This window comes from Gabonibacter chumensis, from assembly GCF_024741215.1.
Classification (GTDB): Bacteria; Bacteroidota; Bacteroidia; order Bacteroidales; family Marinifilaceae; genus Gabonibacter; species Gabonibacter massiliensis.
This window is the reverse complement of sequence record NZ_JANSKB010000002.1, coordinates 519,378-533,019: the sequence shown is the minus strand read 5'-3', so window position 1 is coordinate 533,019 and position 13,642 is coordinate 519,378. Positions and strand designations below refer to the sequence as shown.

The window sequence follows — 13,642 nt, the reverse complement described above, 5'->3', positions numbered from 1 at the left end:
AGAAAGAGACCGGGAGAAAATTCATTTTCTCCCGGTCTCTTATTCTTTATTGTAATCTTCAAAACTTCCGTCATCGAAAAAGAGAAGAATACGCTTTAAGTTTTTGCTTTTCTCGGACGATACCCGGAAAGAGGTGCTCCATTCCGGAAGTTCTTTTTCAACCTGCTTGTTTTTAAGGATCTCCTCCTCCTTGAACAACAACGGTTCTTCTATCGGCTTCTTCGTTGGCTGTTCCGGAACACTTCCGGTATACATGGGACCTTTTCCTGTTATTAACCAGGTAAGACTAATATCCGGAAATACCTCCGCTATGCTGTTGATGATATCAAAACCGGGTTTATTTCTACCGGCTAATATATGAGAAATGGTAGAAGCGCTCACGCCGATCATCGCCGCAAATTTTGTAGCAGTAAGCTCTTTTTGTGCAAATAATTGATTCAATCGATCCTGCATTTGATTATCATTTTGTAAATATTGTACATTACAAATGTAATGATTTGAAGGTGAAAAAACAAATCACATTTGTAATTCCATGGATTTACATATGTAACAAAAATAAAGGTGTATCGAAAGTGAAAATTGCATTTTACTTAAATATCAAATAGTTAAATATGATTTCCCCCTCCTTTCCATTATAATAAAAATAATACATTGTTTATTAGTGTATTAAATTAAAAACACCTCTTTTAACTCCATAAATAAAAACATAATATAATTACTAATATATCACTGATAATTAGATATTTAAATATCGAAAATTCCTCGATTTTATGTGTTTTCACGTAAAAGTCATCTCCGAATGCTCTTTCAGCCTAAAGTAAAAGATGAATCTATTGATGTAAATTACTTATAATAAGGAATAAATATACAATTGTATTAAAATGTTAAATACACAAGACTCCTTATTTCTTTACATTCGTAAATCTACTCTTTACCGGAAGAAACCGTATCCGATTGTAACATGTACTTTACAAATGTAAATTTATTCATTGGTTTAAATATCGTGACAAATGTAAATAATCAAGACCTTGTTATCTTCGTGAAATTCTTTTACATTTGAAAAAAATTAAACACGTAAATCATGACAATCGCGGAAAAAATAGCAGAACTCAGAAGAATTATGGATCGGGAAAATATAGCCGCTTACATTATTTCCGGAACGGATCCTCATAATAGTGAATATTTACCCGCTCCCTGGCAACAACGGAAATGGATTTCCGGTTTTACAGGCTCTTTTGGTACGGTCGTTGTTACCAGAGATCATGTGGGTTTGTGGACGGATACCCGTTATTTTATTCAAGCAGAACAGGAATTGAGCGAAACAGAGATCGAATTACATAAACTACGTATTCCCGGAGCCGTTGATTACCCTCAATGGTTGCGCGAACACTTGCAACAGGGTGAGAAAGTCGGCATAGACGGTTTTTGTATGTCTGTCAACGATGTCCGTGCCCTAAAAGATACTTTGGCCCTTAAAAACATAGCCGTTTGTGAAAAAACGGATCTTTTGGGTGAGATATGGCTGGATCGTCCGGCTTTTCCTCAAGGAGCCATAACCGTATTACCCGATCGATATGCCGGAGAAACAGTCAGAAACAAGATCAAGAAAATAAGGGAGTTTATTATTAGTAATAACAGCAACCATATTCTATTCTCTGCTTTGGACGAAATAGCCTGGCTCTACAATATCCGTTGTAACGATATCCCTTATAATCCGGTTGCCATCGCTTATGCCTTAATCGATAAAGAGAAAGCCCATTTATTTGTAAAACAGGATAAAATTACACCGGAAACCGGTAGCCAACTACACGCGGACGGCGTAGAGATACACGATTATCATCATCTTTTTCTTTATTTGGATGAATTGAAGTCCCCTGCCGATTTTATTTTGGACACGACTACTTGCAATTACGCCGTGTATCATCGGATTGGTCAGAGATTCAAGGTGAAGGAGATCGTTTCTCCCGTACCTCTGCTGAAAACAGTGAAAAACGAGACGGAGTTAACTGGATTTCGTTTGGCGTGCCGCAAAGATGCCATTGCCTTGACAAAATTTTTCTATTGGCTCGAGAATACGTTAGCCACCCGCTCCGTTGCCGAACTGGAAGCTGCCGCAGTGCTACAAAAATTCCGAAGTGCGGATTCCGAATATGTTTCCGACAGTTTCGAATGTATTTCCGCTTATGGAAAAAATGCCGCGTTGCCCCATTATTCCGCCACGAAAGAACATCAATCCGAGATTCAAGCCAAAGGTTTGTATTTGGTTGATTCCGGTGCGCAATACCTGCATGGCACAACCGACATTACACGCACAATCCCCGTGGGGGAATTAACGCATTTGGAAAAAGAGGACTACACCCTGGTCCTTAAAGGCATGATCAATTTAAGCAGATTGATATTTCCCAAAGGCTCCAGAGGATGCAATATCGATATAGTTGCAAGGTTGCCTTTATACATGAATCACAGAAACTTCGGACATGGAACGGGACATGGTGTCGGTTATTTCTTAAACGTGCACGAGGGGCCGCAATCCATTCGTCCCGACTTAAAGGATCAGGAGATACTTCCGGGAATGGTGACCTCTAACGAACCGGGATTATACAGGGAAGGCCTTCACGGTATCCGCCACGAAAATTTGATCGTTTGCCGGCCGGATACGATTAACGAATTCGGAGAATTTTATAAGTTTGAAACGATAACGCTTTGTTATTTCGATACTTCAGCTATTTTACCTGAACTTTTAGAACAGGAAGAAACAGAGTGGCTAAATCTTTATAACGAGCGGGTGTACCGAGAGACGTCTCCCTATTTGTCCGCGGAAGAGGCAAAATGGTTACGGAATAAAACCAATCCTCTGAGGAGCTGAAAATCGCAACATCAAAATCATTCGACCGAGGCGAGTTTAGAAACAGAATGGAGTTCATTTTATGAACTCCATTTTTCTTTCGAGCGATTATTCTACGCTGATGATTAGTCCAAAGTAATTATAACGCTTTCGCTATCCAGCACGATACCGGCCTCCGACTGTACGGCACGCACCACCAATTGATATTCGCCTTTGGTAAAACCTGCGCTGATATCGCTAATAGCAAAATCCACTCCGCTTTCGGGACTGTCCGTAAATTTTTTACCGTTAATCAATGAATACGGTTCTCCTTTTGTTCCGATTCCGACAAGATAAAAACTTGCGTTTTCCACCTTGTTCCATTTGGCTTTTACTCTTCCGTTTTCATATGATATCGCTGCTTCGATCGTCCCCAATACTTTCTCGGTCTCTTTGATATCGACAGACCATCCGGCTACCTCTTGCTTAGCGTTCTTTACGGAAACCCTGTAATTCCCTTTGGGGAAAGCAGCGGAAAATTGACTGTTCAATATTTTACTTTGAGCTCCCTGGCCATATGAATCGGGCATTGACTCCATGCTGAGAATCCCCTCGGGCCCCTGACAGGTATAAGATTCCATCGCCTCGTTGGCTATAATTTGAATATGAGGGAGGAATCTTTTCTCGACTTGCTCCCCGTCGATTATATTTTTTTGAAGCACTACGCAACTCGCGTAGGTAATCGCAAAATCAGGATCATCGCTCTTCAGGCAAGAGTTCAATAAGGTGACACTCAATAATACAAAGATAAATTGCTTTAATCTTAAAATAGTTCTCATTTTTAGTTGTTTTTATTGTTTAAAATAATTAAATAGCACACTAATTCTGTGTTTCATGGTGCGAATATTCGCAAAAAAACAATACGATGCAAAAAAAAAGAGCGCTTTTTCTCTGATCGTGAAGTTTTTTTATTTTTTCGCTAAATCAACGCAACCTTTAGCAAATTACAGCATCTTAGCGTTAGTTATCGATGTATACTTTGGACAAAATAATAGAGAAATGCAAAAAAGGCAATCGACAAGCCGGAGAACAACTTTACCGCATGTTCTCCTCCAAGATGTTTGCAGTTTGCATTCAGTATTCCAAAACGCGCGAAGAGGCGGAAGATAACTTGCAGGACGGTTTTATTAAAACTTTGGAGTGTATAGGACAATATTCGGGCAAAGGATCTTTCGAGGGATGGATGAAACGTATTTTTATCAATATCGCCCTCGAAAAGTACCGAAAAAATAATCCCGTACAACCCGTGGAAGAGATTCCCGAGATCGAAACGGAAGATGTCGACGCGGGTTTGAATATTCCTTCGGAAGTGTTGTTTGGTTTTGTGAGTCAATTGCCGGAAAAATACCGGTTGGTATTTAACTTGTACGTAATGGAAGAGTTATCTCATAAAGAGATTGCTTCCATACTCGGTATTTCGGACGGTACTTCAAAATCGAATTTAGCGAGAGCAAAAGAGATTTTAAAGAAAAAAATTAATACATACCTAAGTTATGGACAATAATTTAGAAAAACTATTTAAGACAGCCCTGGAAGAGGTTACGGTCGATCCCCCGGCAAGGGTGTGGACCGACATAAATTCTCGCCTGGGTGGCAAACAAAACAGGTTTAGGCAGTTATTCATATATAGCGGTGCGGCGGCAGGAATAGTCCTGCTTCTCTCCTCGCTTTTTATGCTTCAACAAGAAAAGAAAAAGACACCTTATCCCCCTTTAGCAAAAATCCAAACTTTAAAGCCACCGGCCCCCTACCTCTTGGCATATCACTCGCCAGTCCCGACCATTCCTCCGGTTGCCCACCGAAAAACCGAAGTATCCGGAACACCGGAATTTGTCAAGGTCGATCCGATGACGGTTCAATTTTTCGATTCCGGTCTGTTGCCGGTATCGCACCCGGTAGCCGAACTGGAAAAGGTGGCCATTCGCGAGGATTTTATCCCTTTAATAAATAAAGAAGCGTTGGAAAATCAACGCCGATATCTTAAATTAATTCATGAACAACCGGCGGTAAAAAAGAAGAAATTGAACCTGAAGTATACCCTCAGCGGTTATGTTTCTCCGGGATACTCTTCGGGTAGCTACCACATGGAAAACAAACAGAGCCGACTTGTCAGCTACACGGACGATCAGTTAAACGGCATCTTCAATATGAACGGGGGGATTACTTTTGCCGTATCGCCGGGGAACCGAATCTCTCTCGAAACAGGTATCGGATACACCCGTATCGGCCAAAAAACGAGTGATTCTAAGGTTTTTGTTCCCCGGGCAAATGCCATGATGAGCAGCTACAACAGCCAAACACGGGTACTGACCCCGCTTGGAAACGTAAAAAGCCGATCTAACGCGGCCGTATTCGTTTCCAATTCCCAGTTATTGAGAAGCAATAGCGAGACGACGGGCAGCATTGAGCAGGAGTTCGATGCGATAGAAGTTCCTCTTTCCCTTCGCTATTATTTGAACAACAATAAACTGAAATTCAGTATCCTGGGAGGATTTGGAGCAAGTTTTTTGGTACGTAACATGACCTATTTACGCTATGAGGGTGTAAAAGAGAAGATGGGAGAAACAGATAATATTCGCCGTATTAACATGAGTACTCATGTCGGTTTGGGCGTTGAATATCCGATTGGCAAATCGATTCATTTTAAAATAGAACCCGGCTTCAAGTATTACTTACAATCTTTAAGTAAAGATCCGGATATCCGGTACAATCCTTATACTTTTACTTTTTCCACCGGATTCGGAATATCTTTTTAGAAGGGGTTAATACTTGCGATTCAGTATTTCACTCGCGATAACCGCTTCCGGCAAATCGAAACGGATTGTATTACCGGAAATCGATTCGTTTGTATCGCTTTCTTGCATGTCATTTTCGTGCAGTTGGAATAAAGCGGCAAAACGTTTGTCTCTCATATCTTTTCGGGCCCGTTGGTCGCTCTTCAGTATTTCCATCCTCTCTTCTTCGGATTTTCCGAAATGAGCGATGGCTTCCGCCTCTTTCCTTTTTAAGAAATCGGGTATAATTTGTTTTTCCGTTCCGACTTCCGGCTTCTCTATTTCAACTTCTTGTTGCGGAACCTCTACCCGTTTACCAAAAATTTGATCGAAAAAGTCTCCTTCTGTCTCATCTTCTGCCGGAACGAAAATTTCCGGACGAGCAGTTTCGTGTCTCGCAGAGGGTTGTCTCTTTTTGTTTTTATCCTTAGAAGACTTTAGAGCCCCCAATACGCTGGCCCCGATGGTCAATGCTATATATACTATAATATCCAAAGCGTTGTCACTCATAAAAATATCATTTTTAGTGTCGATCAAATATAACTATTTTTTGTAACCCCACGCTTTCGATGTAAAAAAAATATTTTTCCTACATATTTTTTCCATGAAATTATATACTCAACATGTAAAATAACTATCTTTTTTTTACCTTTGTCAACGAGTATAATTGATTTCGTTTAAAAAAATAAAATAAATCCGGATGAGAACGAAAAAAGCATTGATTAGTGTATTTGACAAAAGTGGAATTGTTGACTTTGCTAAATCTCTAAATTCTATGGGGTGGGAAATTATTTCTACCGGAGGAACATCAAAAATATTAAAGGAAGAGGGTATTCAGGTGAAAGATATCGCTGACCTGACAAAATTTCCGGAATGTTTCGACGGAAGAGTGAAAACGTTGCATCCCAATGTAGAAGGGGGTATTTTGGCAATCAGGGACAATGAAAAACATAAACGACAAATGGCCGAATTGGGTATAGAGCCCATCGATATGGTGGTTTGTAATTTGTATCCTTTCAAACAGACGATTTTGAAAGAAGGAGTCTCGCACGAGGAGATCATAGAAAATATAGACATTGGCGGGCCTACCATGATCCGGGCCGCGGCTAAAAATTATCCTTTCGTGACGGTTGTTACTGATCCGGAAGATTACGAACGGGTTATTGCTGAAATAAGGGAAAACGGAGAAACCTTGCCGGAGACGAAAGAGCGATTGGCTGCCAAAGTATTTATTCATACCTCGCATTACGACGCTTTGATCGCCAACTACTTCTCGAAACGTCTGCATATCACCTCTCCCAAAACCATAACCTTAACTTACGAAAAGAAACAAGATTTAAGATATGGCGAGAATCCGCATCAGGAAGCTACCTTTTATAGGTGTATCCAGGAGACGGAAGGGACATTAACCGGGGCGGTCCAACTACAAGGCAAGGAGTTATCATACAACAACATCGGGGATACGGACGGGGCGTTAGAGACATTGAAAGAGTTTGATGAACCTACGATTGTAGCGGCGAAACACGCTAATCCTTGTGGTGTCGGGAGTGCCGCAACCTTGGCGGATGCTTTCCAGAAAGCGTATGACGCGGATCCGGTATCCATATATGGAGGGATTGTAGCCGCCAACCGGGAAATAGACAAGGCTACCGCTGAAAAAATGGCTCCCGTTTTTTTAGAGGTGATCGTGGCTCCCTCTTTTTCCGAAGAAGCATTGTCCGTTTTCTCCAAAAAGAAAAATTTAAGATTATTGCAAGTAAAAGATATCGATCGAAGGACCTATACCACGCCTAAAGCTAAAACCGTTTTAGGCGGTTTATTGATACAGGACATGGATCAACGATTGATCGAAGGAGAACTTCAAGTGGTAACCCAGCGTCACCCGACAGAAGAAGAGTTGAAGGACTTACTTTTTGCATGGAAAGTTGTAAAGCATACTAAATCTAATGCTATTGTGATTGCAAAGGATAAGTGCACGACAGGCGTAGGCCCGGGACAGGTCAGCCGTATTTGGGCATTAGAAAATGCGATTCGTCAGGGAGCAGAGCGTATCCCCGGTAGCGTTATGGCATCCGACGCATTTTTTCCCTTTGCCGATTGCGTGGAAGCAGCCCATAAGGCCGGTATCACGGCCATAATCCAGCCCGGAGGTTCTATCCGGGACCAGGAATCCATTGATGCCGCCGACAAATACGGGATAGCTATGATTTTTACAGGTATGAGACATTTTAAACATTAATGACTATGAGTTTATTTTCTTTTTTAACACAAGATATCGCGATAGACTTAGGGACGGCAAACACCATTATCATTATGAACGATAAGATGGTGGTGAATGAACCCTCTATCGTAGCCATAGATAAAAAATCGGAAAAGGTAATTGCAATTGGGGAAAAAGCTCGGCAAATGCAAGGAAAAACCCATGATTATATCAAAACGATCCGGCCGTTGCGCGATGGAGTTATTGCAGACTTTAACGCTGCCGAACAGATGATCAGGGGGATGATTAAAATGGCTAACGGGAAAGGTAAGTTCTTCTCTCCTTCTTTACGGATCGTCGTATGTATCCCTTCCGGAAGTACGGAGGTCGAAATTAGAGCCGTACGCGATTCCGCCGAGCACGCGGGAGGACGCGACGTATACATGATCTATGAGCCGATGGCCGCGGCATTAGGTATCGGTTTGGACGTGGAGGCTCCGGAAGGAAATATGATTGTTGACATAGGTGGCGGAACAACAGAAATCGCAGTTATTTCCTTGGGCGGTATAGTTAGCAACAAATCGATTCGCATCGCAGGTGACGATTTAACGGACGATATTCAGGAATACATGCGTCACCAACACAATATAAAGATCGGCGAAAGAACAGCGGAGGAAATAAAAATTCATGTGGGATCGGCTCTATCCGAATTGGACGAACCGCCTGCGGATTTCGTGGTACAAGGTCCGAACCAAATGACCTCCCTGCCTGTAGAAGTTCCGGTCTCCTATCAGGAAATCGCTCATTGTATAGAAAAATCGATTTCTAAGATAGAGATAGCTATTTTAGGCGCTTTGGAACAGACCCCGCCTGAACTGTATGCCGATATTGTGAATAAAGGTATTTACTTAGCCGGGGGCGGAGCCTTGTTGCGAGGATTGGACAAACGGTTATCAGATAAATTGAACATACCGTTCCATATTGCAGAGGATCCTCTTCGTGCTGTGGCTCGCGGAACCGGAATCGCACTAAAAAATGTAGATAAATTCTCATTCCTTATCCGATAAGAGGTGAAAGAAATTATAAGACTGATACTTAAGTATCATTTTACTATAATTTTTATATTATTGGAAGTTTTATGCTTTTCTCTGATAGTCAATAATAACGACTATCAGAGAGTGGTATTCTCCCAATACTCTTCTTCTGTTTTTAATTACATCTCTTCTGTTGTTACGGAAACCGAAAATTATTTCTGGTTGGCCGAACGAAATGAAAACTTGGTAAAAGAGAATGTAGCTTTAAAGAATCAATTGGAAATTTTAAATTCAAAAAAAGATAGCTCAGAAGTAATATCGTTTGTCCTTGACAGTTGTATACTGTACAACTATGTGGATGCGAAAGTTGTAAATGCAACTTTCAACAGGACTAAAAATTATTTGACGCTAAACCGGGGAGGTCAGGATGGCGTCCGGAAAGAGATGGCGGTATGTTCCCCGGAGGGAGTAGTCGGCTTAATACAGGACACGAGCGAACATTATTCTTTTGTAATTCCGTTAATCAATGTGAATTCGAGGGTATCGGCTAAAATAAAGAAAAACGGGTATTACGGTTCGTTGCAATGGGACGGAAGTGATTATCGTTACTCTTATTTGAACGATATACCCTACCACGTGGAGATCAGTCCGGGAGACACGATCGTCACCTCCGGCTTCTCCTCTATTTTTCCGGAAGGATTGCTGATCGGTTTCGTCGAATCGGCTACTCGGGAAACGGCTAACTTTTTAGCCATAAAAGTGCGCTTGGCCGTAGACTTTAAAAAACTCTATCATGTTTATATCGTGAATGATTATTGGAAGGATGAGAAAAAAAGATTAGAAGGAAACAATTACCATGAATAATATAAATTATTTTATCCATTTGTTCATATTGTGTATTATCCAAATTTTTATTTTGGATAACATTCATCTTGGATCTTATTTCTATATCAATATTTATATTTTGGCCATTTATATTCTTCCTTACAAATTCAAAGGAATTCCCCTATTGCTTTTCGGTTTTCTATTGGGATTCGTGATGGACCTGGCCGACAAGACCGTGGGAATTCATGCGGCGGCTTCCACCTTTACAGCCTATATCCGTCCCTGGCTGTTGCAATCGACATCTAACCGGGAGAAATTGGATGATATTCATGGAGCCCAACGATTGACGGAATTCAACTGGTTTCTAAAATATTCGGGTGTGTCAACCCTCCTGTTCAATGTCGTTCTTATTTTTGCCGAAGCTTTCACTTTTAGCGATCCGTTTATCACTTTAATCCGGATAATTTTCAGTACTTTTATCTCCTGGTTGTTGATCTTGCTTTATTACTTTATCGGATTGAAAAAGGTAAACAGGTAAGTATTTCTTCGAAATGGAAAAGATTCATTCAAATGAATAAATTTGGATATAGAAAAGGAATTATCGCGGGTATTATCGTATGCGTCTGCGTTATTTATATCATCAGGCTATTCATTTATCAGGTAGTCGATGATCAATTCAAACAAATGGCAGACAATAATTCACAGAGGATCGAGACAGTATACCCTGCACGCGGTCTGATATACGATCGTAATCATAAACTATTGGTTGATAATCAAGCGGCATACGACTTGATGATTATTCCGAGACAGGTAAAAGAATTCGACACGACGGACTTAATTTCCATACTCGGCATATCGAAAGAATTTTTAGACAGAAACATTCAAAAATGCAAGACTTACTCCAGGTATAAGCCTTCTATTTTGGTTTCCCAAATTACCGGAGATAAATATGCCGTGCTTCAGGAAAAGCTGTATCGCTATCCGGGATTCTATATTCAAACGAGAACATTACGAAAGTATAATGTTCAACATTCCGCAGATGTATTCGGTTATATCGGAGAAGTCAGTTTGGATCAAGTGAAAAAAGACACCTGTTACGAACCGGGAGATTATATCGGTATTAACGGACTGGAAAGGACATACGAGACCACACTTCGGGGAGAAAAAGGCAAAAAAATCGTCTTGGTCGATAATCATAACCGGGTAAAAGGCTCCTTTCAGGATGGTAAATACGACAAGGAAGCGATTGTAGGGCAAGATTTGGAGACTACATTGGATATAGACTTACAAGACTACGCTTATCAGCTAATGCGTAACAAAAAAGGAGGTATCGTGGCAATCGAACCGGAAACCGGGGAGATTTTGGCAAAGGTATCGAGTCCCGGTTACGATCCCCAACTGATGGTTGGATTGGATAGAGGCAGGAATTATCTGAAACTGGAACAGGACAGTTTACGTCCCCTGTTCGATCGTACGACAATGGCTCAGTATCCTCCCGGATCTATTTTCAAAACGATTCAAGCCCTGATCGGACTGCAGACGAAAGCGATAACTACCGAAAGCAGATTTTCCTGTTCAGGAGGAGCTTACATTGGCGGTAAACGTTTTATGAAATGCCATTTCCACGACTCCCCTACCGATTTGCGGGCATCTATTCAAAATTCCTGTAATCCTTATTACGTGAATGTATTTCGGCGCGTATTGGAGTTACCGCAATATGAAAATGTACGAAATGCCTACAATGAATGGAGAAAATACGTCATCTCCTTCGGGTTGGGAAGCAAATTATGTCCTGATTTCCAAAACGAAGTGAGCGGCTCCATTCCGACACAAGCTTATTATGACCGGATACACCGCACCAAAAATTGGCATCCTCTCTATATCATATCTCTGTCGATCGGACAGGGCGAACTGCTGATAACCCCTATACAGATGGCAAATATCGCCGCAATTCTGGCAAACCGCGGATATTACATGACTCCCCATATCGTGCGACCTGACGAGACCACTCCCCGGAACCGGATAGAAAAACATACCGTCGATATCAATAAGGCCTATTTTAAACCGATCATAGAAGGAATGGAATTAGTAGTTAAAAAAGGTACCGGAAGAAATGCTCAGGTCGATTCCATAGCGATTGCCGGAAAAACAGGAACCGTACAAAATCCGCAAGGGGACGATCACTCTGTCTTTATCGCTTTTGCTCCCGTAGACCGCCCTAAAATCGCACTTATCGTCTACGTGGAAAACGGAGTGTGGGGATCTACTTATGCTGCCCCTATTGCCGGCTTATTGATTGAAAAATATTTGAAAGGTAAGATATCGGATAAGAAAAAAGAGTTAGAAAAAAGAATGTTTGAAAGCGATTTAATTCGCCAAACAAATAAAAACAGAAAAGGCGATGAATAGACAAACGAACCTGATTGCTAATATCGACTGGATCTCTATCCTACTTTATATTTTGCTTGTCTTTATGGGCTGGGTCAATATATATGCCGCCGTATACGACGAGAACCACAACAGTATATTTGATTTTTCGCAACAATACGGGAAGCAACTGATATGGATAGGGGCTTCTTTCCTATTGGCTTTTTTAGTGTTACTGACCGATAGTAAATTTTTTACCGCTTTTTCTTTTATCATTTACGGGATTACCATATGTCTTCTGCTTTGTGTGCTAATCTTCGGGAAAGAGGTACATGGGGCTCGTTCCTGGTTCGAAATTCAGGGTATTCGCGTTCAGCCGGCAGAATTCGCTAAATTTGCGACCAATTTGGCATTGGCCAACGTGATGAGTAGGCATAATTTCAAGGTGATGAGAATAAGTAATTTATTGTTGATCGGGATTCTCTTGTTCATACCTGCCGCTCTCATTATTTTACAAAACGACACGGGTTCCGCTCTTGTATACAGCTCTTTTATCCTGGTATTATTCAGGGAAGGGCTGCACGGTTCCATTCTTTTACTTTGTTTTGTTGCCGTTGCGCTTTTTGTTCTCAGTATTTTGTACTCTCCGTTTACCGTACTGGTTATTATCCTGATAGGAACCTTAGCTGCCTATTATTATTATCGACATAATCTCAGGGAACTAATCAAAATCATCGGAATACTGACTCTGCTCTTTTTTCTCTTCTTTTTTGTCAACTGGGCTATTCAAGGAAATTTATCTGATTACTATCTGTTGCTGTTGTCTTATCTGATTTGCAACCTGGCCGGATTGATCTATATTTACCAAAAGAAGATAAAGCATATTGCATTACTGATATTCGTTTCATGGTTATGCATCGGAGCCACGGTATCTGTCGACTACATGTTCGAGAAACTTCAACCCCACCAAAGAGACCGTATCAATAACCTGTTAGGCATAACCATGGACAAAAAAGGAACGGGATACAACGTCTATCAATCCAAAATTGCCATTGGTTCAGGAGGTTTTTTGGGAAAAGGCTTTTTACAAGGAACGCAGACGAAATTTAACTTCGTTCCGGAACAAAGTACGGATTTCATCTTTTGTACCGTCGGAGAAGAGTGGGGATTCGCGGGAAGTGCTCTGGTCATACTATTACTCATGACATTTATCTTACGTATTATCTATTTGGCAGAGCGCCAACGTTCCAATTTTTCCCGGATATACGGGTATGGAGTAGCCTCTATCCTATTCTTCCATATGGCAGTGAACATCGGGATGACCATCGGGATGGCTCCCGTTATCGGGATTCCTCTTCCTTTTTTCAGTTACGGGGGATCTTCTCTGTGGGCCTTTACGATACTCATATTCATATTTCTACGGCTCGATTCCAATCGTTTACAAGTATTTAGATAGTAGGTATTTTAATTGGAGTATTCTGGAGCCTATAAATCGCAAATGTTTTAAATTGTAGATTAAATTTTATACTTTCGTTCCCGAATAATTTAAAATGATAAA

Annotated in this window: 12 protein-coding genes; 9 read left to right on the top strand and 3 right to left on the bottom strand. The window is 41.0% G+C overall.

Annotated features, from left to right (window positions below; genetic code table 11):
• Positions 1 to 39: 39 nt before the first annotated feature.
• Positions 40 to 453 (bottom strand): helix-turn-helix domain-containing protein, encoded by a 414-nt coding sequence (locus NVS78_RS08930; protein WP_286358888.1) that lies wholly within the window; start codon positions 451 to 453, stop codon positions 40 to 42.
• Between the two features lie 628 nt (positions 454 to 1,081).
• Here NVS78_RS08930 and NVS78_RS08925 point away from each other — a divergent pair.
• A complete protein-coding gene (locus tag NVS78_RS08925; protein ID WP_286358887.1) occupies positions 1,082 to 2,866 on the top strand; it encodes an aminopeptidase P family protein in 1,785 nt (594 codons plus the stop codon).
• Positions 2,867 to 2,970: 104 nt separating this feature from the next.
• Here the strand turns inward: NVS78_RS08925 and NVS78_RS08920 are convergent, their stop codons facing one another.
• Positions 2,971 to 3,663, bottom strand: coding sequence for a hypothetical protein (locus NVS78_RS08920; RefSeq protein ID WP_286358886.1), 693 nt, complete (start codon positions 3,661 to 3,663; stop codon positions 2,971 to 2,973).
• 191 nt (positions 3,664 to 3,854) lie between these two features.
• Here NVS78_RS08920 and NVS78_RS08915 point away from each other — a divergent pair, with 191 nt between their 5' ends.
• Together NVS78_RS08915 and NVS78_RS08910 are read left to right on the top strand one after the other, a co-directional pair.
• On the top strand, positions 3,855 to 4,388 hold the full coding sequence (locus NVS78_RS08915; RefSeq protein ID WP_286358885.1) for an RNA polymerase sigma factor: 534 nt from the start codon (positions 3,855 to 3,857) through the stop codon (positions 4,386 to 4,388).
• On the top strand, positions 4,378 to 5,640 hold the full coding sequence (locus tag NVS78_RS08910) for an outer membrane beta-barrel protein (protein ID WP_286358884.1): 1,263 nt from the start codon (positions 4,378 to 4,380) through the stop codon (positions 5,638 to 5,640). The genes NVS78_RS08915 and NVS78_RS08910 overlap by 11 nt, the downstream gene beginning before the upstream one ends.
• A 6-nt stretch (positions 5,641 to 5,646) precedes the next feature.
• On the opposite strand, the gene NVS78_RS08905 is transcribed toward NVS78_RS08910, so the two are convergent.
• Positions 5,647 to 6,168, bottom strand: coding sequence for a hypothetical protein (locus NVS78_RS08905; protein WP_286358883.1), 522 nt, complete (start codon positions 6,166 to 6,168; stop codon positions 5,647 to 5,649).
• A 190-nt stretch (positions 6,169 to 6,358) separates the two neighbouring features.
• Between NVS78_RS08905 and purH the strand changes: the two genes are divergently transcribed.
• The 6 genes from purH to rodA all read left to right on the top strand — a co-directional run bounded on the left by purH (position 6,359) and on the right by rodA (position 13,540).
• Positions 6,359 to 7,897 carry a bifunctional phosphoribosylaminoimidazolecarboxamide formyltransferase/IMP cyclohydrolase gene (gene purH / locus NVS78_RS08900; protein WP_286358882.1) on the top strand — a complete coding sequence of 513 codons (1,539 nt, stop codon included), beginning with the start codon at positions 6,359 to 6,361 and terminating at the stop codon, positions 7,895 to 7,897.
• A gap of 5 nt (positions 7,898 to 7,902) precedes the next feature.
• Complete coding sequence (locus NVS78_RS08895) at positions 7,903 to 8,925, top strand: rod shape-determining protein (protein WP_041504040.1); 1,023 nt, start codon at positions 7,903 to 7,905, stop codon at positions 8,923 to 8,925.
• 3 nt (positions 8,926 to 8,928) lie between these two features.
• Complete coding sequence (gene mreC, locus NVS78_RS08890) at positions 8,929 to 9,756, top strand: rod shape-determining protein MreC (RefSeq protein ID WP_286358881.1); 828 nt, start codon at positions 8,929 to 8,931, stop codon at positions 9,754 to 9,756.
• Positions 9,757 to 9,856: 100 nt separating this feature from the next.
• Positions 9,857 to 10,255, top strand: coding sequence for a rod shape-determining protein MreD (locus tag NVS78_RS08885; RefSeq protein WP_286358880.1), 399 nt, complete (start codon positions 9,857 to 9,859; stop codon positions 10,253 to 10,255).
• A 32-nt stretch (positions 10,256 to 10,287) separates the two neighbouring features.
• Positions 10,288 to 12,126: a penicillin-binding protein 2 gene (mrdA, locus tag NVS78_RS08880; RefSeq protein WP_286358879.1), complete on the top strand. Its 1,839-nt coding sequence runs from the start codon at positions 10,288 to 10,290 to the stop codon at positions 12,124 to 12,126.
• Positions 12,119 to 13,540, top strand: a complete 1,422-nt coding sequence (gene rodA / locus NVS78_RS08875; protein WP_286358878.1) for a rod shape-determining protein RodA — start codon at positions 12,119 to 12,121, stop codon at positions 13,538 to 13,540. Before mrdA ends, rodA begins: the two co-directional genes overlap by 8 nt.
• The last annotated feature ends 102 nt before the right edge of the window (positions 13,541 to 13,642 follow it).